The sequence below is a fragment of the Kineococcus rugosus genome (assembly GCF_050871975.1).
Taxonomy (GTDB): Bacteria; Actinomycetota; Actinomycetes; order Actinomycetales; family Kineococcaceae; genus Kineococcus.
The window spans coordinates 105,416-126,737 of the sequence record NZ_JBJLSJ010000011.1; the positions used below are offsets into that span (position 1 = coordinate 105,416).

Here is a 21,322-nt window from a genome sequence, read left to right on the forward strand (position 1 = left end):
ACCCGTCCTGCACGACCACTCTCGATGAGGAGAACCGTCATGCCCCAGATCTCCCGCCGCACGCTCCTCGCCGGCGGCGGCGCCCTGGCCGGAACCTCCCTGCTGACCGCCTGCGGCGGCGACAGCGGGGGCACCGGCTCCGGCCCCGGTGCGCCCGTCAGCCTGCGCTGGTGGGACCACTTCAGCGCCCTGCAGAAGTTCCACCGGGACTGGGCCGCGACCGAGTCCGCCGACCTCGGCGTCTCGATCGAGTACACGTACAACGACGTCAGCAAGTCCACCGAGGCGCTGCAGCTGGCCAACCAGAGCAAGCAGCTGCCCGACGTCTACAGCAACGTCGTCGGGCTGCCGCTGCCCGCGCTCGTCGCCGAGGGGTGGCTGCACGAGATCGTGCTGTCCGAGGAGGCGAAGGCGTCGCTGCCCGAGGGTGCCTACACCGAGGGCATCACGACGATCGACGGCAAGCTGTACGGCCTGCCGCTGTTCAGCTACCAGCAGTACGCCGCGGCGCACTGGTTCAACGTCGACCTCGTCACCGCCGCCGGTCTCGACCCCGACGACCCGCCCGCGTCCTACGACGACTTCCGGGCGAACCTGCAGAAGGTGAAGGCGTCCGGCGGGGATGCCGCGCCGATGGTGCTGGCCCTGGGCGGGGTGGCCCGCATGCGCGAGCAGATCGACGACCTGGCCCAGGCCGCCGGGTTCCCCGGGTTCCAGGGGATGAAGTACGCCACGGGGGAGTACGCGTACGACGACGACACCTACGTCGACGCGATCGAGTTCTGGAAGGAGCTCAACGACTCCGGGCTGATCCTGCCCGGCTCGGGCAGCCTCACCGTCGCCGACGCCCGGACCCGGTGGGCCTCGGGGGTCGCCGCGTACTTCCCCGACGGGCCCTGGTGCGCCGGTGGCGCGAAGAACGTCGTGCCGGAGTTCGTCGAGAAGATGGGCGTCGGCCCGATCCTGACCCCCGACGGCCGGCCCGTGGTCACCTACCGGGGGACGCCCGCCGCGCAGTTCTTCATCGCCGGGACGACGGCCCACCCCGAGGAGGCGACGGCCGTCATCGAGTCCATGACGACCACGGAGTACCAGAAGGGCCTGGCCAGCGGCATGGACCAGCCGCCCTCGGACCTGTCGGTGGTCGAGTCGGCCGACGTCATCGAGCCCTACAAGCAGCTGGCCGTCTGGTTCGCCGAGTCGGTCAGGCGGGCGCCGGAACCGATCGTCCGCAACCCCGCCGTCGCCCAGGTGCAGGCCGCGCAGAAACCCGTCAGCCCGCACCTGGGGGACATCGTCCAGGGGTACCTGGGCGGGGACGTCAGCGACCTGCGCGCCGCGCTGCGGGACCTCAACGCGCGGTTCGACGCCGACCTCGACGCGGCCATCGCGACGGCCGCCGGGGCGGGTGCGGCGGTCACGCGCCAGGACTACGCGTTCCCCGACTGGGTGCCCGGGCAGGACTGGACCCGCCCGGCCTGACCGGGCACCTCCGCCCGGCCCGGCCGGTCACGCCCCGGACGGGCCGGGCAGGAGGCGTTCGAGCAGTTCCAGGGACCGGCGGACGTCCACGGCCTGCGGGTCCAGCAACCACTGCACCTGCAGGCCGTCGGAGGCCGCGACGACCAGGGCGGCCGCGTCGACCGGGTCGAGGTCGGCGGCGATGCGGCCGGCGCGCTGCCCCTCGGCGATCCGCTCGGCGAGGTCGGCGCGGACGCGGGCGAAGCGCTCCCGGATGAACTCCCGGGTCAGCGGGTGCTGCTCCTGCAGGGCGTCGGCCATCAGCGTCGAGTACAGCTGCACCAGGCCGGGGACGACGCGGTTGCGGTCGGCCGACCGCGCGATGCCCTCCACGGCGCCGTGGTCGGCGCCGGGATCGGGCGGCAGCCGGCGCTCGTGCTCGCGGTAGGCCTCGACGAGCAGTTCGTCGCGGGAGGGGAAGTAGTGCCGTAGGGCGGCGTGCGAAACACCGATCGCGTCCCCGACCGACCGCAGCGACGCACCGTCGACGCCGCGGGCGGCGAACAGCTCGATGGCGTGGTCGAGGATCTGCTGCCGGCGCTCGACCCCCTTGCGGTACGAGCGGCGCTGCTCCGTTCCCTCAGGCACCGGCCCATGCTATGACCTGATCATGACCGGTCTCCCCTCCCTGCTCGTCACGGGTTCCGCCGGCGGCCTGGGCCGTGAACTCGTGCCCCGGTTGCGCGCGGCGGGCCACCGCGTCCGCTGCCTGGACCTCCAGCACCCCGGGGGCGCCGGGGCGGACGCGGTGGCGGGGTCGGTGACGGACCCGCGGGCCGTGGAGACCGCGCTGGAGGGCGTCGACGCCGTCGTCCACCTGGGCGGGATCAGCCGGGAGGCGGCGTGGGCGGACGTGCTGGAGACGAACGTCCACGGGACGTGGGTGCTGCTGGACGCGTGCGCCCGGCTCGGGGTGGGCAAGGTCGTGTTCGCCTCCAGCAACCACGCGGTCGGCCTGACGCCCCGGCTGGCCGACGGTGCCCACGTGCCCGCCGACGCCGAACCCCGGCCGGACAGCTACTACGGCTGGAGCAAGACGGCCGGGGAGTCGTTGTGCCGGTTGTTCGCCGAGCGCGCCGGGCTCGACGTCGTGTCGGTGCGGATCGGGTCGTGCTTCGAGCGTCCCGGCGACGTGCGGGGGCTGGCGACGTGGATGTCGTACGACGACTGCCGCCGGCTGGTCAGCGCGGCGGTCGACCCCGCCGTGACGGGGTGGCACTCGGTGTGGGGGATCTCCCGCAACACCCGCCGCTGGTGGTCGCTGGCCGAGGGCGAGGCCATCGGGTACCACCCGCAGGACGACTCCGAGCGGTTCGCGGCGCAGGTGCTGGCCGCCGCCGACCCCGACGAGGTCACCGACCTCGTCGGGGGTCCGTTCACCGCGAACCCGCTGGGGCGGCCGAACTGAGCCGCTCCGGGCCCGGGCGGGTCCAGGACCGCGGCGCCGACCGCCGCGAGGACGTCGTCCGCGGCGACGAGGGGAGCGGTGTCCTCGCCGCCGGCTAGCGCGCCGACGCGATCGTCCCCACCCCGAAGGCCGTCAGCACGGCCGCGCTCACGCGGTCCAGCGCCCGGGTCACCCGCGGGCGCCGCAACCACCCCACCGCGCGGGCCGCGCCGTGCGCGAGCACCGTCAGGTAGGTCAGCGCCACCGCCGCCTCGACCACGCCCAGCAGCAGCGTCGCGCCCACCCCCGCCCCGGCCGGGACGAACTGCGGGACGACGGCCAGGAAGAACAACCCGACCTTCGGGTTCAGGACGCACGAGACCAGCCCGGACCGGAACGCCACCGGTCCCGGCACCGCGCCCGCCGCGACGGGCGTCGCGCCGTCGGTGCGGCGGTGGGCGAGGAACGTGCGCAGTCCCAGGTACACCAGGTAGGCGCCGCCGGCGACCTTGAGCACCTGGTACGCCTGCGCCGACCGCTCCAGCAGCGCCGCCAGCCCGACGGCCACCGCGCTCGCCCACACCAGCGCCCCGACCGCCGAGCCCAGCGCCGTCAGCACCCCCGAGCGGGCGCCGTGCAGGCTGTTGCGCAGCACCAGGAACGTGTTCGGGCCGGGGGTCAGCTCCAGCAGCAGGCACAGCGCGCAGAAGGCGAGGACGGCTCCGGGGGTCACCGTCCGACCGTAGCCAGTCGCGGGCGCGGTCGTCGCCGTCCGTGGAGGCGGCGCCGCCGCTCGACCGCCCGAGCGCGCGGCGGAGCGGTGGGCACGGGGAACGGTTCGCGGCGAAGGGTTGACACCTTCTAGCTACGCTAAATAGCCTCCAGGTACGGCTACTAGCTCTAGCCGCCACCGCCGGCCCAGACCCGCGCGACGGTGCCCACCCGCCGAACCGAAGGACTCCCCGTGAGCAAGCCGTACACCGACGCCGGCGTCGTCCCCGTCAACGGGTCGCAGCCCGTCATCACCTACCACCCCGTCACCGTCGACGCCCCGGGCCGTCCCAGCCCCCTGCAGGTCAAGGTCTCCGTGCCCGCCACGGGCGGCGACCTGCCGGTCATCGTCCTCTCCCACGGTCACGGCGCGTCCAACTTCCTGGCCTCCATGAAGGGCTACGCCCCGCTGGCCGAGTTCTGGGCCGCCCACGGCTTCGCCGTCATCCAGCCCACGCACCTGGACGCCGGCGAGCTCGGCCTGCGCGAGGCCGACCTGCCCGACGCGCCGCTCTTCTGGTACGACCGGGCGAACGACGTGCGCCACGTCCTCGACCACCTCGACGACCTCCAGGAGCAGGTCCCCGGCCTCGCCGCCCGCGGGCTCGACGCCGACCGGGTCGCCGCCGTCGGCCACTCCCTGGGGGGCATGACCGTCGCCTCCCTGCTGGGCATGCAGGTCCTGGACCCCGCCGACCAGCGCCCCCGGGACCTCTCCGACCCCCGGATCAAGGCCGGCGTGCTGATCGGCGCTCCCGGGGCCGGTCACGACCTGGCGGACTGGGCCCGCGAGAACTACCCCGTCCTGCAGCACGTCGACTTCAGCACCATGACGGGCGCGGCTCTCGTCGTCGCCGGCGACGCCGACCTCAACCCGTTCTTCTCCGGACGGGTCAGCTACCGCTCCGACGCCTTCACCCTCAGCCCGGGCCCGGGCAAGACGCTGCTGACCCTCTTCGGGGCGGAGCACATCTACGGCGGCGTCTCCGGCTACGACGCGGCCGAGACCTCGGACGAGGACCCCGAGCGCGTCGCCACGCTCCGGGCCCTCGTGTGGGCGTACCTGCGCAGCCGCCTGTTCGCCGACGACCCCGCCTGGCAGGACGCCGTCGACGCCCTGGCCGCCGCCGAGCAGCCCCTGGCCGAGATCGAGGTGAAGTAGCAGCGGTCGCACGGACCCGGGCCCACCCCGGTCGCCCGGGGGCACGGTCGTCCGCACGCCCGGCCGGTCGGCCGTGGACCGTCCGGGTCCCCTCCGCGCTCGCCCCACCCCGCACCGGCGCGACTAATCGTGCTAGTTTGCGGCTAATCCCCGTACCCGCCGTCGGGTGCGACCGCCCCACCGATGCGACGGGTTCCGATGATGAGTCCCCTGAACCGCACGTACCCCGCCGCGCGAGGGTGCCGAGCGCGGGCCCACCGTGCCTAGGGCGGGCCTCGACGCCGCCACCGTCACCCGCGCGGCAGCCGAGGTCGTCGACGAGGTCGGCTACGCCGGCCTCACGATGGGACTGGTCGCGGACAGGCTCGGGGTGCGGGCGCCGTCCCTCTACAAGCACGTCGCCGGGCAGGCGGACCTCAGCCGCCGCATCGCCGTGCTGGCGGTCACCGAGATCGGCGACGCCCTGCGAGACGCGATGCAGGGCAAGGCGGAGCGCCAGGCGCTCGAAGCCGCCGCCCACGCGACACGGCGGTACGCCCGGGGATTCCCCGGTCGCTTCGCGGCCACCCTGTACAACACGGCGACCGGTCCCGAGGACCCGCTCCACCTCGCGTGGCTGCGGGTCGTGGAATCCCACCTGGCCATCCTGAGCGGGTACGGGATCCCGGAGGAGGACACGCGGCACGCCCTCCAGATGCTCCGCAGTTTCCTCGACGGTTTCTCCCTGATCGAACCGGCGGGCGAGATGCAGACCGAGGACGAGATCGACGCCGGTTTCCGGTGGCTGATCGCCTTCATCGACCGCGGCCTGCGCGAACTGCCCGGCCCCCGGCGCGGCGCTCGACCGAGGACGGCGGTGGCTCCGGCCCCCGCGGGCGCGCCCGGCTCGACGAGGTAGCCGGCGCCGCCGGGGGAACGGGCGGCACCGGGCGGCGACGGGGTTCAGTCGCAGGCGCGGCCGTCGCCGTCCGCGTCCCGGTACCAGTCGTACTCCGGGTCGGTCCCGGCGACGTACGGGCCGCGCCCGGCCTCCCGCGCCTCCCGGCACGACGCGAACCGCGGGTCCGTCCCGTCCCCGCCGGCGGCGGACGGGGACGCCTGCGCGACCGGCTGGTCCGGGCACGTCGCCAGCACCCGCGCGACCGCGTCCCGCTCGGCGGGGGTCACCCACAACCCGTACGCCGCCTTCACCGCCACCTGCCGCGCCACGTACGCGCAGCGGAAACCCGTGTTCGGCGGCAGCCACGTCGCGGCGTCCCCGTCGCCCTTGGCCGAGTTCAGCGGCCCGTCCACGGCCAGCAGTTCCAGCGGGTCGTTGGCGAACCGCGCGCGCCGGTCCGCGTCCCACTGCTGCGCCCCGGTCTGCCACGCGTTCGACAGCGCCACCACGTGGTCGATCTGCACGGCGTCGCTGGTGCCCTCGCCGCGGACGAACGCGACGGTCCCGCCGCCGTACGGGTCGGCCAGGGTCCCGCTCGCCACGACGCAGTCCCGGGTGCCCGGCCGGAACCGGACCTCCGTCAGGTCCCGGGCGAGGACGTCGTTGCGGGTGTCGCACCCGTTGCGGTCGGTGTCGACCCAGCCGTCGCCGAACGCCTCCCGGCTGTACCCCGTCTTCGGGGCCCGCCCCTTCACCGGCAGCGCCGCCAGCTGCTCGGCGGCGGTCCCCGCCGCCGGTGGGGACGGCTCGGGAGCGGGGGAGCAACCGCCCAGGAGCAGCGCCGCCACGGCCAGGGCCACGACGGCGGACGGGCGGCGGTTCGGCGTCAGCACGATCGGCATGGTCCCCGACCGGGGCCGGGCGCGCTCCCGGGCGCTGCCCGGGAGCGAGCGGGCGGACGGCGCACCGGCCCGGACGTGCGATAGTCGGATGCCCGCTGAAGCCCCCGGCGGCGTTCATCGCGCCCCCACCCCCCGCGAGGAGACGCCTCCATGGACGCAGTCGACCGGGTCGACGCCCCGCGGTCCCCGGCCCTGCCGGTCCCGGACACGGCCCTCGGCCGGCTCACCGCCCTCACCGCCCGGGTGCTGGGGGCCCGCACCGCCCGGTTCTGCCCGCTGCCCGCGCCCGTCCCCGCCGACCCCCTGGACACCGTCACCGCGCACCTCGCCCCCGGGCCCGGCCACGCCCTCGACGCCCTCGACGCCGGCGACGCGCTCGTCGTCCCCGACGCCCGCGCCGACGCCCGCCTGCGCGACCTGCCGCCGGTCGTCTCCGGGACCGTCGGCAGCTACCTCGGCGTCCCGCTGCGCGACCGGGACGGTGACCCCACCGGCGTCCTGTGCGTCACCGACCCCGCGCCGCGCGCGTGGACCGCGGCCGACGTCTCGCTGCTGACCGACCTCGCCGCCGCCGCCGGCACCGAGCTCGGGCTGGCGGCCCTCGCGCTGGACCTGGAGACGGCCCGGGTCCGCTCGGAGCTCGCGATCAGCGCCGGGGGCGTCGGCACGTTCGACTGGGACGTGCAGTCCGGGACCCTCACCTGGGACGCGAAGCTGCTGGAGATGTTCGGCTACGCCGCCGACGACTTCGGCCGCACCATCGACGACTTCTACCGGCGGCTGCACCCCGACGACCTCCTCCGCGTCGAGGAGGCCCTGCGCCTGTCCGTCGAGGGGGCCGGGCAGTTCGCCGCGGAGTACCGCGTCGTGCGGCCCGACGGCAGCACCCGCTGGGTCCGGGCCCGCGGGCAGGCGCTCACGGACGAGTCCGGGCGCACCGCCCGGCTCCTGGGGGCGGCCTACGACACCACCGCCGCGCACGACGAGGACGCCCGGGTGGCGCGGGTCCTGGAGTCGATGAGCTCGGCGTTCTTCTCCCTGGACCGGCAGTGGCGGTTCTCCTACGTGAACTCCGAGGCCGAGCGGGTCCTGGGTCGTTCGCGCGCCGAGCTCCTCGGCGGCGACGTCTGGGAGCTGTTCCCCGACGCGGTGGCCTCGCCCTTCGAGGAGCACTACCGCGGGGTCGCGGAGTCGGGCCGGCCGGCGACGTTCGAGGCGTTCTACCCCGCGCCGCTGAACGCCTGGTACGAGGTGCGGGCCTGGCCGGACCCCGACGGGGTGTCGGTGTACTTCCTGGACATCACCGAGCGCCGCCGGGCGCAGCGCACGCTGGAGGCCGCGCACGCCGACGCGGCCGCCGCCGCGGAGCGGTTGCGGCTGATCGTCCGGGTCAGCGAGGACCTGTCCTCGACGCTGGAGGTCGAGGAGGCGTACGCGCGGCTGGCCCAGCACCTCGTGCCCGAGCTGGGGGACTGGTGCCTGGTCACCCTCGTCGACGACACCGGCGGGCTGCGCGACCTCGGCTGCCACCACGTCGACCCGGCTCGCCAGGACCTCGTGCGGGCCTACCGGGAGGCCCGCCTCACGGCGCTGTCGCCGGACTCCTACCTGTTCCGGGTGTGGCGGACCGGGCGCCCGGTCTCGATCCCCTCGGGGGCGACCGAGGCGATCGCGGCCCAGCTCGACGAGCGCGGCCCGGCCCGCGAGCTCATCGCCGCGCTGGCCCCGCAGGCGTTCGTGTGCCTGCCGGTGCGGGCCCGGGGCCGGACCGTCGGGCTCATCACCCTGTTCCACGACGAGGCCGGCGACCGGCTCTCGGCGGAGGACCTGCTGCTGGCCTCCGAGGTCGCCGACCGGGCCGGTCTGGCGCTGGACAACGCGCGGTTGTACTCCCAGCAGCACCGGGTGTCGGAGGGGTTGCAGCGCAGCCTGCTGACCGACCCCGTCCAGCCCGACCACGTGCAGGTCGTCGTGCGCTACCGGCCCGCGGCGCGGGCCGCGCGGGTCGGCGGCGACTGGTACGACGCGTTCCTCACCCCCGACGGGACGACGGTCCTGGTCATCGGCGACGTCATGGGCCACGACGTCGACGCGGCGGCGGCGATGAGCCAGGTGCGGTCCCTGCTGCGCGGGATCGCCTACAGCACCGGGGGCAGCCCGGCGCGGGTCCTGTCGGGCCTGGACGCGGCCATGCAGGGCCTGGACGTCGGCACGACGGCGACGGCCGTCGTGGCGCGGCTGGAACTGCGGGAGGACGGCCGCCGGCTGCGGTGGTCCAACGCCGGTCACCTCGGCCCGGTGCTGGTGGGGCCGGACGGTGCGGTGAGCACGCTGGAGGGCGAGCACGCCGAGCTGCTGCTGGGCATCGACCCGGCGGCGTCCCGGTCGGACACGGTGCGGGAGCTGCCGGACGGGGCGACGGTCCTGGCGTTCACCGACGGCCTCATCGAGCGGCGCGACCGGCCGCTGGAGGAGGGGCTGCGCCTGCTGCACGCCGCGCTCGCCGACCTCGCCGCGGCCTCGCTGGACGACCTCGTGGACGGGGTCCTGCGGCGGATGGTGCCCGGCGAGCACGAGGACGACGTCGCGGTCCTGGCCCTGCGGATGCACCCCCGGCAGGGGGAGCGGCCGGCCGAGGCGGGTCCGGAGTCGGTGCCCGAGGCGGTGCCGCCCGTCCCCTGACCGGGCCCTGACCGGGCCCTGACCGGGGGCGGTCAGGGGTGGGTGCGCAACCGCTCCAGACCCACCAGCAGGCTCTCCAGCCCCAGCCGGAACGCGCGCTCGGACCGGTCGCCGGGCTGGGCGCGGGTGGCCCGCACGGCCCGGGCCAGGCGGGAGCCGGGGTCCGGGGAGTCGGCCCACACCTGCCCGGGGGCGCCCGCGTCGAGCGCGGACCCGAGCACGAGGTCGTCGAGGGCGGTGACGGCGTGCAGCAGGTCGTCGTCGGCGAAACCGGCCTCGTGCAGGACGTCGGCGAGGGCCTCGTAGGAGGCCAGCGCGGCGGGGTGGGTCACCGTCTGCGCCGTCAGCAGCGGCACGACGGCGGGGTGGGCGGCGTACGTCGCGCGGTACCGCGACGCCCACCGGTCCACGAACCGGGCCCAGTCCTCCCCGGGGACCCGCTCGGTGACCATGCCCTCGGCCGACAGCAGGCCCCGGACGCCCTCGACGACCTCCTCGCGCCCGCCCTTGACGTGGTGGTACAGCGAGGAGGTGCTGACGCCGAGGTCCTTCGCCAGCCGGGGCAGGGCCAGCGCCCCGGTCCGGTCGAGCTGGTCCAGCGCGGCCCGCACGATCCGGTCGCGCGAGAGCAGCGGCGTGGTGGGGCGGGCCACGGGTTCCTCCGTCGGGTCAGGCGGGTTGCTGCTGGGTGATGCAGTGGATGCCGCCGCCGAACGCGAACACGTCGCGGGCGTCCACGGTGACGACCCGGCGGCCGGGGTAGGCGGCCTCCAGCACGGCCGCGGCCTGCGCGTCGCGGGGGTCGTCGAACGCGCAGGCGACGACGACGGAGTTCGCGACGTAGTGGTTCACGTAGGAGTGGTCGACCAGCTCGCCGTCGACCTCGGACGTCTCGGGCGCGGGGATCTCGATGACCCGCAACGGGTTCCCCCGGGCGTCGGTCGCCGAGCGCAGGACCTCCGCGACCTCCCGGCTGACCTCGTGGTCGGGGTGGCCGGGGTCGGCCTGGGTGTGCACCAGGACCTGCCCGGAACTGGTGAACGCCGCCACGATGTCGACGTGCCCGCGGGTGCCGAACTCGCCGTAGTCCGCGGTCAGCCCGCGCGGCAGCCAGATCGCCGTGGTCGTGCCGAGCTGGGCGTGGACCTCGGCCTCGACCTGCTCGCGCGTCCAGCCGGGGTTGCGGTGCGGGTCCAGCTGCACGGTGTCGGTCAGCAGGACCGTCCCGCGGCCGTCGACGTGGAAACCCCCGCCCTCCTGGGTGAGGGGGGAGGAGCTGACGGGGGTGCCGGTGAGGCCGGCGACGGTGCGGGCGACGCGGGCGTCGTCGTCCCAGCGGGCCCAGGACTGCGCGCCCCAGCCGTTGAAGACCCAGTCCACGGCGACGGCCGAGCCGTCGGCGGCGCGGGCGAACGTGGGGCCGGAGTCGCGCAGCCAGGCGTCGTCGAGCGCGACGTCGACGAGGTCGACGCGCGGGTCGAGGAGCTCGCGGGCCGCGGCCCGGTCGCCGGGGTCCACCAGCACCGTGACGGGCTCGAACCCCGCGACGGTGTTCGCGACGGCGCTCCAGGCGCGGCGGGCCCGGGCCAGGTCGGGGCCGCCGGCCTCGCCGAAGGTGGGGTTGGGGGTGGGGAACGCCATCCAGGTGCGCTGGTGCGGTTCCCACTCGGCGGGCATGTGCTGTCCGGTCACGTTCTCCTCCTGGGGCGGGTGCGCCGTGGCGGGACGACCCTAACCGAAAGCATGTCGGTTATGGTGGCGGACGTGTGCACCGACGACGTCACCACCGCGTCCGGGCGACGGGCAGAGCCGTGCGCCTGACCCCCAGCGAACGCGACCGGCTGCTGATCTTCACGGTCGCCGAGCTCGCCCGGGCCCGCCGCGCCCGCGGCCTGCGGCTCAACGTCCCCGAGGCCACCGCCGTCGTCGCCGACACCGTGTGCGAGGCCGCCCGGGACGGGAGGCGCCTGGCCGAGGCCATGGAGGCCGGGCGCTCGGTCCTCGGACCCGACGACGTCCTGCCCGGCGTCGCCGACGTCGTCCCCCGGGTCGAGGTCGAGGCCGTCTTCGACGACGGCACCCGCCTCGTCGTCGTCGTCGACCCCTTCGGCGGCGGGTCGCTCGGCCCGGACGCCCCCGGCGCCGTCCTGCCCGGGCCGCCCACCCCGCTGGAGTTCGACGACGTGGTCACCCTCAGCGTCACGAACACCGCCACCGTGCCGGTCAGCGTCACCTCCCACTTCCACTTCTTCGAGGTGAACCCCCGCCTCGCGTTCGACCGCGCCGCCGCCTACGGCCGCCGCGCCGCGATCGACGCCGGCGCCACCGTCCGCTGGGACCCCGGCCAGACCCGCGAGGTCCGGCTCACCCCCATCGGCGGGGACCGCGTCGCCATCGGCTTCGCCGGTCTCGTCGACGGGCCGCTGGACGCCCCCGGCGCGTTCGAGCAGGCGCTGGAGCGCGCCCGCGCCTGCGGGTACCTCGACCGCGCCCCCACCGACACCGACACCGACACGGACGCCGGAACCGACGGGAGCCCCCGATGAGCCTGTCCAGCGAGGACTACGCCGCCACCTACGGCCCGCGCGCCGGGGACCGGGTCCGCCTCGGCGACACCGGCCTCGTCGTCCGGGTCGAGCACGACGCCCAGGCGCCGGGGGAGGAGTTCCTCGCCGGTTTCGCCAAGACCGCCCGCGACGGCCTGCACCTGAAGGCCGCCACCGTCCGCGAGACCTGCGACGTCGTCATCTCCAACGTCGTCGTCATCGACGCCGTGCAGGGCGTCCGCAAGGTGTCCATCGGCATCCGCGAGGGCCGCATCAGCGGCGTCGGGCGCGCCGGGAACCCCGACACCCTCGACGGCGTGGACGTCGTCGTCGGGACCGGCACCACCATCGTCTCCGGCGAGGGGCTCATCGCCACCGCCGGCGCCGTCGACACCCACGTGCACCTGCTGTCCCCCCGGGTGATGGAGGCCTCCCTCGCCTCCGGCGTCACGACGATCATCGGCCAGGAGTTCGGGCCGGTCTGGGGCGTCGGGGTGAACTCCCCGTGGGCGCTGCGGCACGCGTTCAACGCGTTCGACGCCTGGCCGGTGAACATCGGGTTCCTCGGCCGGGGATCGGCCAGCGAACCCGGCTCCTCGGTCGAGGCGCTCGTCGAGGGCGGTGCCTGCGGGTTCAAGGTCCACGAGGACATGGGCGCGCACGCCCGCGCCCTGGACACCGCGCTCACCGTGGCCGAGGAGTTCGACGTGCAGGTCGCGCTGCACACCGACGGCATCAACGAGGCGCTGTCGGTCGAGGACACCCTCGCCGTCCTGGACGGCCGCACCATCCACGCGTTCCACATCGAGGGCTGCGGCGGCGGGCACGTCCCGAACGTCCTGCGGATGGCGGGCGAACCGAACGTCATCGGCTCCTCCACGAACCCGACGCTGCCGTTCGGCCGCGACGCCGTCGCCGAGCACTACCACATGATCATGTCGGTCCACGCGCTCAAGGAGGACCTGCCCGGCGACGCGGCCCTGGCCCGCGACCGCATCCGCGCGGGGACGATGGGCGCCGAGGACGTCCTGCACGACCTCGGCGTCATCCCCATCACCTCCTCCGACGCGCAGGGCATGGGCCGGGCCGGGGAGACCGTCCGGCGGACGTTCGCGATGGCCGGGAAGATGAAGCGGGAACTCGGCGCCGAGCACCCCGACCACGACAACGCCCGCGCGCTGCGGTACGTCGCCAAGCTCACCGTGAACCCGGCCATCGCGCACGGGCTGTCCCACGAGGTCGGCACCCTGGAGGTCGGCAAGCTCGCCGACGTCGTCCTGTGGCGGCCGGAGTTCTTCGGGGCCAAACCCGAACTCGTCCTCAAGGCGGGTTTCCCCGCCTACGGCGTCACCGGGGACCCCAACGCCGCCATCGACCGCGCCCAGCCCCTCGTCCTCGGGCCGCAGTTCGGCGCGCACGGCGCGACCGCGGCCGACCTGTCGGTGGCGTTCACCTCGCAGGCCGCCGCCGCGGACGGCAACGACGCCATGACCACCCGGCGGCGGCGCGTCGGGGTGCGCGGCACCCGCGGCATCGGCCTGCCCTCCATGGTGCGCAACTCCCGGCTCGCGCAGGTCCGGGTGGCCCCCACGGGTCTGGTCACCCTCGACGGGGAACCGATCAGCTCCCAGCCGGCGGACGCCACGAGCCTGACGCGGCTGTACCACCTCTGAGCGGAGCACCACCTCCGAGCGGAGCGGCGGGGGCCTCGGGGCTCAGGACGGGGCCCGGCCGTCGCGTCCCGTCCCGGCGAACTCGGCGGCGAGCCGCTCGGACCCGCGTGCGAGCAGGGTGACGTCGGCGCCGACGAGGGCGAAGTCCACCCCGGCCGCGACGTACCGGCGGGCGACCTCGGGGTCGAAGGCGTTGACGCCCACCGGTTTCCCGGCCGCCTGCACCTCGCCGACCGTCTGGTGGACGGCGGCGACGACGTCGGGGTGGGTCTGCTGCCCGAGCAGGCCCATCGAGGCGGCGAGGTCGCTGGGGCCGACGAGCACGGCGTCGATCCCGGGGGTGGCCGCGATCGACCGGGCGTTGGCGACGCCCTCGGCGGTCTCGACCTGCACGACCACCGACACGTGGTCGGCGCCGTCGCGCAGGTACCCCTCGACCCGGTTCCAGCGGGCCGAGCGGGCCAGGGCGCTGCCGACGCCGCGGCGGCCCGCCGGCGGGTACTGCGTGGCGCGCGCGACCTCCCGGGCCTGCTCGGGCGTGGACACCATGGGGACCAGGACGTTCTGCGCGCCCAGGTCGAGCACCTGCTTGAGCAGCACGTCGTCGGCGGCGGCGACGCGGACGACGGGTGTCACCGGGTACCCGGAGACGGCGTGCAGCTGGGCCAGGACCGACTGCAGGCCGTTCGGGGCGTGCTCCATGTCGACGAGGACCCAGTCCAGCCCGGAACCGGCCATGATCTCCGCGGCGACGGGGGAGCCGGAGCAGATCCACCCCCCGAACAGGGGGCGGCCGGCGGCGGCCAGGGCGTCGCGCAGGGTGGGCGTCAGCGGAAGCGGCACGAGATCGTCCCCAGTCGTCCGTAGTCGGCGAGGACGGTGTCCCCGGGGTGGACCCACATCGGGCGGGTGAACGACCCGGCGAGGACGACGTCCCCGGCGCTGAGGCCGTCGTCGTGCTGGGCGAGCTTGCGCGCCAGCCACACCACGCCCGCCGCGGGGTGGTTCAGGACCGCGGCCGCGACCCCGGACTCCTCGATGGTCTCGTTGCGGTACAGCAGGGCCGACACCCAGCGCAGGTCGACCTCCTGCGGGCCGACGGGGTTCCCGCCGAGCACCATGCCGCCCATGGCGGCGTTGTCGCTGATGGTGTCGACGATGGTGCGGCCCTGCATCTCCAGGCGGGAGGACAGGATCTCCAGCGCGGGCACGACGTACTCGGTGGCCCGCAGCACGTCGAAGATCGTCGTGCCCGGTCCGGCGAGGTCGGTCTTCAGGACGAACGCGAGCTCGACCTCGATGCGGACGTTGGAGAACCGGGCGTGCTCGATCGTCGAGCCGTTCTCGTGGACCATGTCCGCGAAGATCGCGCCGTAGTCGGGTTCGGTGATGCCGGTGGCGGCCTGCATGACCTTCGACGTCAGCCCGATCTTGCGGCCCACGAGGCGGCGGCCGGCGGCCTGGCCCCGGCGGCGCCACTCGTTCTGGACGGCGTAGGAGTCCTCGACGGTCATGCCGGGGTGGCGGGCGGTCAGCAGCGGGACGGTGGTGCGGTCGCGCTCGGCCGCGGCCAGCTCGTCGGCGATGGCGGTGATGGTGCCGGGTTCCAGCACGTCTCAGTCCTCCGTCCGGTCTCGGGCCTCGTACCTCGCGCGCCACGAGGCGTTCATCGGGAACAGCCCCTCGACGGGGTTCCCCTCGGCGACGCGCTCGGCGATCCACGCGTCCTCGGCCTCCTGGGCCAGGGCGGCGTCGGCGACCTCCTCGGCGATCGCGCGGGGGACGACGAGGACGCCGTCGGCGTCGCCGACGACCACGTCGCCGGGCTGGACGGTGGTCCCGCCGCAGGCGACGGTGACGTCGCTGTCCCACGGGACGTGCCTGCGCCCCAGGACCGCGGGGTGGGCGCCGCGGGAGTAGACGGGCAGCCCGACGGCGGTCACGGCGTCGTGGTCGCGGACGCCGCCGTCGGTGACGATCCCGGCCGCGCCGCGGGCGTTCGCGCGGATCGCCAGGACGTCCCCGAGGGTTCCCGAGCCGGTCTCCCCGCGGGCCTCGATGACGATGACCTCGCCGGGGCCGACGGCGTCGAAGACGCGCTTCTGGGCGTTGTACCCGCCGCCGCGGGAGGCGAACAGGTCCTCGCGGTTGGGGACGAAGCGCAGGGTGCGGGCCACCCCGACGAGCTTGGTCCCCGGGTGGTTGGACCGGACGCCGTCGATGGTCACGTTGTCCAGGCCGCGCTTGCGCAGCTGGCCCGACAACGCCGCCACGGGGGTGCGTTCGAGCTTGTCCCGCAACGCCTCCGGCAGGGCGTCACCGGCCGGGGGCAGCCCGGCGGCGGCCCGCGAGCCCCACGCCTCCTCGCGCTGGAGGTCGTCGGCGGCGGGGACGGAGCCGAGGGCGGGGTCGAACCCGTGCTCGCCCTGGACGACGGTGGTGACGAGGCGCCCGGTGCTCGGGCCGCCGGGGACGTCGACCTCGACCTCGACGACGTCGCCGGGCACGACGACGCTCGCCCCGGCGGGGGTGCCGGTGAGGATCACGTCACCGGTCTCGAGGGTGAAGTGCTGGGACAGGTCGGCCACGAGCTGGGCGAGGGGGAACAGCAGCCCGGCGGTGGTGTCGTCCTGAGCGGGTTCGCCGTTGACCCAGGTCCGCAGCCGCAGGGCGTGCGGGTCCACGGCCCGGGCGTCCAGGAGGGCGGGGCCGAGCGGGGTGAAGCCGTCGCCGCCCTTGGAGCGGACGTTGGAGCCCTTGTCGTTGGCGCGCAGGTCGTACAGCCCGAGGTCGTTGGCCGCGGTGACGTGCGCGACGTGGTCCCAGGCGTCCTGGAGGGGGACGCGGCGGGCCGGGGTGCCGATGACGAGGGCGATCTCGCCCTCGAACCCGAGCAGCTCGGTGCCGGCGGGGCGCTCGACGGTGCCGCCGCTGCCGGCCAGGGAGCTGGAGGGCTTGAGGAAGTAGGAGGGTGCGGCGGGCCGCCGGCCGCGCTGCTGCGCGCGGGAGTCGTAGGCGAGGTGGACCGCGACGACCTTGCCGGGCCGCGCCGGCAGCGCGGTGCAGGGCACCGGGGTGGGGGGCGAGGACGGCATCTGCGCACTCCTTCGTGTGTATCCGAAACCGTATACGATCCTGGATCGCTGTCCGGGGGCCGTCAAGTGCCCTCGGGTGAGGAGGAACCTCGGCGACGCCGAGGTGTGGAGGTCTTGCGAGGTGGCCCCGGCCGTGCTTACCGTATTCACGAAGATATACGATCTTCCGGCGATGGGGCGGGGGTGTCACGCGTGAGTCCAGGCCCGGTGGCGGGAGCCGCCACCTCGAAGGTCGAGCAGGCCTACGAGCTGATCCGCGAGCGGATCGTCTCGGGCCGGTACACGCCCGGGTACCGGCTCGTCCTCGGCGCCCTGGCCCGCGAGCTCGGCTCGTCCCCCGTCCCGGTCCGCGAGGCGATCCGCCGGCTCGAGGCCGAGTCGCTCGTCGCGTTCGAGCGCAACGTCGGCGCCACCGTCCGCGGTCTGGACCCGGTGGAGTACCGGTGGACGATGGAGACCCTCGCCGTCGTCGAGGGAGCGGCCGTGGGCCAGGCGCTCCCGCTGCTGACCGCCGCCGACCTCGCCGAGGCCCGGCGGCTCAACGACCTGATGCGCGCCGAGCTCGACCAGCCCGCGGGGGAGTTCGACACCCAGCGCTTCAGCCAGCTCAACCAGCGGCTGCACCGGACGCTGGCCGCGCCGTGCCCCAACCCGCACCTGCTCGAGCTGGTCGACCGCGGCTGGCACCGGCTGGCGACGCTGCGCACCAGCGTGTTCTCCCTCGTCCCCGACCGCACCCACCAGTCCGTGGCCGAGCACGACGCGCTGCTCGACCTCATCGCCGCCGGCGCCGACGCGCTCACCGTCGAGGCGGCCGCCCGCGAGCACCGCGCCGCGACGCTGCGGGCCGTCCTGGCCCACGAGGCGCGCGACCCCGGTACGACCCCCTGACCCGACCGCACCCGAGGAGACGACCATGACCACCGTGGAGACCGGCGTCGAGGCCACCACCCGGCACGTGCCCGAGGGCCTGCCCACCCACCTGCAGCACTTCATCGACGGCGAGCTGCGCGACTCCGTCGACGGCGCCGTCTTCGGCGTGCTGGACCCGGTGTCGAACCAGGACTACGCCACCGCCGCCGCCGGGCAGGCCGCGGACGTCGACGCCGCCGTCCAGGCCGCCCAGCGCTCCTTCGACTCCGGGGTGTGGGCCGAGAAGCCGGCCCGGGCCCGTGCCCGCGTCCTGAACCGGATCGCCGACCTCGTCGAGGCCAGCGACAGCCGGCTGGCCGAGCTGGAGACCTTCGACACCGGCCTGCCCATCACCCAGGCCCTCGGGCAGGCGCAGCGGGCCGCGGAGAACTTCCGGTTCTTCGCCGACCTGATCGTCGCCCAGACCGACGACGCCTACAAGGTCCCCGGCAGGCAGATCAACTACGTCAACCGCAAACCCGTCGGCGTCGCTGGGCTCATCACGCCGTGGAACACCCCCTTCATGCTGGAGAGCTGGAAGCTGGCCCCCTCCCTCGCCTCCGGGTGCAGCGTCGTGCTCAAACCCGCCGAGTTCACCCCGCTGTCGGCGAGCCTGTGGGCGCAGATCTTCACCGAGGCCGGCCTGCCGCAGGGTGTCTTCAACCTCGTCAACGGCATCGGCGAGGAGGCCGGCGACGCCCTCGTCAAGCACCCGCAGACCCGGCTCATCTCCTTCACCGGCGAGACCACCACCGGTCAGCTGATCTTCCGCAACTCCGCGACCCACCTCAAGGGCATGTCGATGGAGCTCGGCGGCAAGTCCCCGGCGGTTGTCTTCGCCGACGCCGACCTCGAGGCCGCGCTGGACTCCACCCTGTTCGGGGTGTTCTCCCTCAACGGCGAACGCTGCACCGCCGGGTCGCGCATCCTGGTGCAGCGCAGCATCTACGACGAGTTCGTCGAGCGGTACGCCGCCCGGGCGAAGAACATCGTCGTCGGGAACCCGCACGACCCCAAGACCGAGGTCGGCGCCCTGGTCCACCCCGAGCACTACGAGCGGGTCCTGGGCTATGTGGAGATCGGCAAGACCGAGGGCCGGCTCGTCGCCGGCGGCGGCCGCCCCGAAGGGCTGCCCGTCGGCAACTACCTGGCCCCCACAGTGTTCGCCGACGTCCCCTCCACCGCCCGCATCTTCCAGGAGGAGATCTTCGGCCCCGTCGTCGCGATCACCCCCTTCGAGGACGAGGCCGACGCGATCCGCCTGGCCAACGACGTCAAGTACGGCCTCGCCGGGTACGTGTGGACCTCCGACCTCACCCGCGGGCACCGCGTCGCGCACGCCATCGAGGCCGGCATGGTGTGGCTGAACTCGCACAACGTCCGCGACCTGCGCAGCCCGTTCGGCGGGGTCAAGGCCTCCGGCCTGGGCCACGAGGGCGGGTACCGCTCCCTGGACTTCTACTCCGAGCAGCAGGCCGTCCACATCACCCTCGGCGACGTCCACACCGCCCGCTTCGGCGCCGCCGCCGCCGGCGAGATCGACGGCTGAGCACGCCACCGGCACCCCGTTCGCCCTCCCCACCCCTTCTCGACGAGGAGAACCCGTGAGCACCGACCTGCCCACCCCGCCCGACGTCATCCGCTGCGCGTACGCCGAGCTCGTCGTCACCGACCTGCAGAGGTCGAAGTGGTTCTACACCGAGCTGCTCGGCCTGGTGGTCACCCACGAGACCGAGGACGCCCTGTACCTGCGCGCCTTCGAGGAGTACCTGCACCACTCCCTCGTCGTGCGGCAGGGCCCGGTCGCGGCGCTGGCGAAGTTCGCCTACCGCGTCCGCACCCCCGGCGACCTCGACCTGGCCGAGGCCTACTACCGCGCGCTCGGCGTCGAGGTCCGCCGGGTGCCCGCGGGCACCACCAGGGGGATCGGCGAGGCCGTCCAGGTCGTCGACCCGCTGGGTTTCCCCGTGGAGTTCTTCCACGAGGCCGAGCACGTCGAGCGGTTCACCCAGCGCTACGACCTGCACGGCGCCGGGGCGATCTCCCGGCTGGACCACTTCAACGTCGTCACCCCCGACGTGCCCGCCGCGCGGGACTACTACGAGGGCCTGGGGTTCAAGGTGTCCGAGGACATCGAGGACGACGAGGGCACCGTCTACGCGGCCTGGATGTACCGCAAGCCGACCGTCCACGACGTCGCCCTCACCGGCGGCGACGGCCCCCGCATGCACCACATCGCGTTCGCCACCCACGAGCGCAGCCAGATCCTGCACCTGTGCGACCACCTCGGCGCGGTCCGCCGCTCGGACCAGATCGAGCGCGGGCCGGGCCGGCACGGCGTCTCCAACGCCTTCTACCTGTACCTGCTCGACCCCGACGGGCACCGCGTCGAGATCTACACGCACGACTACTACACCGGCGACCCGGACAACCCGGTCATCACCTGGGACGTGCACGACAACCAGCGCCGCGACTGGTGGGGCAACCCCGTCGTGCCGTCCTGGTACGCGAACGCCTCCACGGTGCTCGACCTCGACGGGCAGCCGCGCCCGGTCGTCGAGCGCACCGACGACCGCGAGTCCGACGTCACGATCGGGGCCGACGGTTTCTCGTACACCCGGAAGGACGACGCCGTGGACGGCGTCGTCGAGCAGGGGTTCAAGGTGGGGCACCAGGTGTGAACCCGCAGGCGAGACCGGGGCCGGCGCGCCAGGCCCCGGCCTGGTCGCTGCGCCAGCTGCTGTACTTCGTGACCGTCGCCGAGACGGGCACGATCACCGGCGCGGCCGACCTGCTGGTGATCTCCCCGTCCGCGGTGGCCTCGGCGGTGGAGAAGCTGGAGCACGCCCTCGGGGTGCAGCTGTGCGTGCGCCGCAAGGCGCACGGCATCACCCTGACGGCGGCCGGCCAGGACCTGCTGCGCCGGTCCCGGGCGCTGCTGGAGCACGCCGGGGAACTGGCCGAGGTGGGCGGCGGGGCCGGCGGCGACGTCGGCGGCAACCTCACCCTCGGCTGCTACCACACGCTGGCCCCCACCTGCCTGCCGCCGCTGCTGTCCGCGTTCGGCGCCGAGCACCCGCGGGTCGCCACCCGGTTCCTCGAAGCCGACCAGGACAGCCTCCAGGACGGCCTGGCCAGCGGGGAGGTGGACGTCGCGGTGCTCTACGACATGCAGCTGCGCGACGACGTCGCCGGCCTGGAGCTGTTCCGCACCCGCCCGCACGTCCTGCTCGCCGCCGACCACCCGCTCGCCGGGGCCGGGCGGGTGTCGCTGCGCGACGTCGCGCCCGAGCCGTTCGTGCTGCTGGACCTGCCCCCCAGCTCCCGGCACGCGTTCTCGGTGTTCCGCCAGGTCGGGGTCGAACCCGCCGTGCGGTACCGGGCCGCCGGGCTGGAGACGGTGCGGGCCCTCGTGGGCCGGGGGTTCGGCTGGAGCTTCCTGGTGCAGCGGCCCGGAACCGGCACCACCTACGAGGGGCTGGGCGTCGCGGCCCTGGAGATCTCCGACGACGTCCCCGACGTGCGGGTCCTGCTGGCCCGGGCGCGCGGGACCCGGCTCAGCCGCGCCGCCGAGGCGTTCGCCCGCACGGCCGCGGCGGTGTTCAGCCCGCAGGGGTGACCCCGGCAGGAGTGCACCCCGCGCACAGCGTCGTGCGCGCAGGGACAAGCCGCGCGCCCGCGCGGGGCGGACACTCCCAGCAGGGCGGGGCCCCGTCCCCGCCACCAGCCGCGGCTCGCCGATGACGACCACGGTGTCCGGTCATCACACCACCACCACCGGGACGAACGCG

Annotated in this window: 19 protein-coding genes; 11 read left to right on the forward strand and 8 right to left on the reverse strand. The window is 74.8% G+C overall.

Going from position 1 to position 21,322, the window contains the following annotated elements; all coding sequences use genetic code 11:
• The first annotated feature begins 39 nt into the window (after window positions 1–39).
• Window positions 40–1,482 (forward strand): ABC transporter substrate-binding protein, encoded by a 1,443-nt coding sequence (locus ACRYM6_RS08410; RefSeq protein WP_432542399.1) that lies wholly within the window; start codon window positions 40–42, stop codon window positions 1,480–1,482.
• Between the two features lie 27 nt (window positions 1,483–1,509).
• Here the strand turns inward: ACRYM6_RS08410 and ACRYM6_RS08415 are convergent, their stop codons facing one another.
• Window positions 1,510–2,109, reverse strand: a complete 600-nt coding sequence (locus tag ACRYM6_RS08415; RefSeq protein WP_432542400.1) for a TetR/AcrR family transcriptional regulator — start codon at window positions 2,107–2,109, stop codon at window positions 1,510–1,512.
• A gap of 22 nt (window positions 2,110–2,131) precedes the next feature.
• On the opposite strand from ACRYM6_RS08415, the gene ACRYM6_RS08420 reads away from it, so the two are divergent.
• A complete protein-coding gene (locus ACRYM6_RS08420) occupies window positions 2,132–2,929 on the forward strand; it encodes an NAD-dependent epimerase/dehydratase family protein (RefSeq protein WP_432542401.1) in 798 nt (265 codons plus the stop codon).
• Between the two features lie 94 nt (window positions 2,930–3,023).
• On the opposite strand, the gene ACRYM6_RS08425 is transcribed toward ACRYM6_RS08420, so the two are convergent.
• Window positions 3,024–3,641, reverse strand: a complete 618-nt coding sequence (locus ACRYM6_RS08425) for a LysE family translocator (protein WP_432542402.1) — start codon at window positions 3,639–3,641, stop codon at window positions 3,024–3,026.
• Window positions 3,642–3,872: 231 nt separating this feature from the next.
• Between ACRYM6_RS08425 and ACRYM6_RS08430 the strand changes: the two genes are divergently transcribed.
• On the forward strand, window positions 3,873–4,841 hold the full coding sequence (locus tag ACRYM6_RS08430) for an alpha/beta hydrolase family protein (RefSeq protein ID WP_432542403.1): 969 nt from the start codon (window positions 3,873–3,875) through the stop codon (window positions 4,839–4,841).
• A 259-nt stretch (window positions 4,842–5,100) separates the two neighbouring features.
• Window positions 5,101–5,739: a TetR/AcrR family transcriptional regulator gene (locus tag ACRYM6_RS08435; RefSeq protein WP_432542404.1), complete on the forward strand. Its 639-nt coding sequence runs from the start codon at window positions 5,101–5,103 to the stop codon at window positions 5,737–5,739.
• 44 nt (window positions 5,740–5,783) lie between these two features.
• Here ACRYM6_RS08435 and ACRYM6_RS08440 read toward each other — a convergent pair whose 3' ends face one another.
• Window positions 5,784–6,623, reverse strand: a complete 840-nt coding sequence (locus ACRYM6_RS08440; RefSeq protein WP_432542405.1) for a GmrSD restriction endonuclease domain-containing protein — start codon at window positions 6,621–6,623, stop codon at window positions 5,784–5,786.
• A gap of 150 nt (window positions 6,624–6,773) precedes the next feature.
• Here ACRYM6_RS08440 and ACRYM6_RS08445 point away from each other — a divergent pair, with 150 nt between their 5' ends.
• Window positions 6,774–9,305, forward strand: a complete 2,532-nt coding sequence (locus ACRYM6_RS08445) for a SpoIIE family protein phosphatase (protein ID WP_432542406.1) — start codon at window positions 6,774–6,776, stop codon at window positions 9,303–9,305.
• 32 nt (window positions 9,306–9,337) lie between these two features.
• On the opposite strand, the gene ACRYM6_RS08450 is transcribed toward ACRYM6_RS08445, so the two are convergent.
• Window positions 9,338–9,958: a TetR/AcrR family transcriptional regulator C-terminal domain-containing protein gene (locus ACRYM6_RS08450; protein WP_432542407.1), complete on the reverse strand. Its 621-nt coding sequence runs from the start codon at window positions 9,956–9,958 to the stop codon at window positions 9,338–9,340.
• Between the two features lie 16 nt (window positions 9,959–9,974).
• Window positions 9,975–10,982, reverse strand: a complete 1,008-nt coding sequence (locus tag ACRYM6_RS08455) for an agmatine deiminase family protein (protein WP_432542423.1) — start codon at window positions 10,980–10,982, stop codon at window positions 9,975–9,977.
• Between the two features lie 134 nt (window positions 10,983–11,116).
• Here ACRYM6_RS08455 and ureA point away from each other — a divergent pair, with 134 nt between their 5' ends.
• Window positions 11,117–11,851 (forward strand): urease subunit gamma, encoded by a 735-nt coding sequence (ureA, locus tag ACRYM6_RS08460; protein WP_432542408.1) that lies wholly within the window; start codon window positions 11,117–11,119, stop codon window positions 11,849–11,851.
• On the forward strand, window positions 11,848–13,524 hold the full coding sequence (locus ACRYM6_RS08465) for an urease subunit alpha (protein ID WP_432542409.1): 1,677 nt from the start codon (window positions 11,848–11,850) through the stop codon (window positions 13,522–13,524). The genes ureA and ACRYM6_RS08465 overlap by 4 nt, the downstream gene beginning before the upstream one ends.
• 42 nt (window positions 13,525–13,566) lie before the next feature.
• Here ACRYM6_RS08465 and ACRYM6_RS08470 read toward each other — a convergent pair whose 3' ends face one another.
• Genes ACRYM6_RS08470 through ACRYM6_RS08480 form a run of 3 tightly spaced genes read right to left on the reverse strand, consistent with a single transcriptional unit; the run spans window position 13,567 to window position 16,619 of the window.
• On the reverse strand, window positions 13,567–14,367 hold the full coding sequence (locus ACRYM6_RS08470) for an HpcH/HpaI aldolase family protein (protein ID WP_432542410.1): 801 nt from the start codon (window positions 14,365–14,367) through the stop codon (window positions 13,567–13,569).
• Window positions 14,352–15,137, reverse strand: a complete 786-nt coding sequence (hpaH, locus tag ACRYM6_RS08475; RefSeq protein WP_432542411.1) for a 2-oxo-hept-4-ene-1,7-dioate hydratase — start codon at window positions 15,135–15,137, stop codon at window positions 14,352–14,354. The genes ACRYM6_RS08470 and hpaH overlap by 16 nt, the downstream gene beginning before the upstream one ends.
• A 3-nt stretch (window positions 15,138–15,140) precedes the next feature.
• Window positions 15,141–16,619: a fumarylacetoacetate hydrolase family protein gene (locus ACRYM6_RS08480; RefSeq protein ID WP_432542412.1), complete on the reverse strand. Its 1,479-nt coding sequence runs from the start codon at window positions 16,617–16,619 to the stop codon at window positions 15,141–15,143.
• A 183-nt stretch (window positions 16,620–16,802) separates the two neighbouring features.
• Between ACRYM6_RS08480 and ACRYM6_RS08485 the strand changes: the two genes are divergently transcribed.
• From ACRYM6_RS08485 to ACRYM6_RS08500, 4 genes are read left to right on the forward strand one after another with little or no spacing between them, the layout of a single operon-like run.
• Complete coding sequence (locus ACRYM6_RS08485; protein WP_432542413.1) at window positions 16,803–17,510, forward strand: GntR family transcriptional regulator; 708 nt, start codon at window positions 16,803–16,805, stop codon at window positions 17,508–17,510.
• Window positions 17,511–17,535: 25 nt separating this feature from the next.
• Window positions 17,536–19,080 (forward strand): 5-carboxymethyl-2-hydroxymuconate semialdehyde dehydrogenase, encoded by a 1,545-nt coding sequence (hpaE, locus tag ACRYM6_RS08490; RefSeq protein WP_432542414.1) that lies wholly within the window; start codon window positions 17,536–17,538, stop codon window positions 19,078–19,080.
• A gap of 55 nt (window positions 19,081–19,135) precedes the next feature.
• Window positions 19,136–20,212, forward strand: coding sequence for a 3,4-dihydroxyphenylacetate 2,3-dioxygenase (gene hpaD / locus ACRYM6_RS08495; protein ID WP_432542415.1), 1,077 nt, complete (start codon window positions 19,136–19,138; stop codon window positions 20,210–20,212).
• Window positions 20,209–21,150, forward strand: coding sequence for a LysR family transcriptional regulator (locus tag ACRYM6_RS08500; protein WP_432542416.1), 942 nt, complete (start codon window positions 20,209–20,211; stop codon window positions 21,148–21,150). The genes hpaD and ACRYM6_RS08500 overlap by 4 nt, the downstream gene beginning before the upstream one ends.
• The last annotated feature ends 172 nt before the right edge of the window (window positions 21,151–21,322 follow it).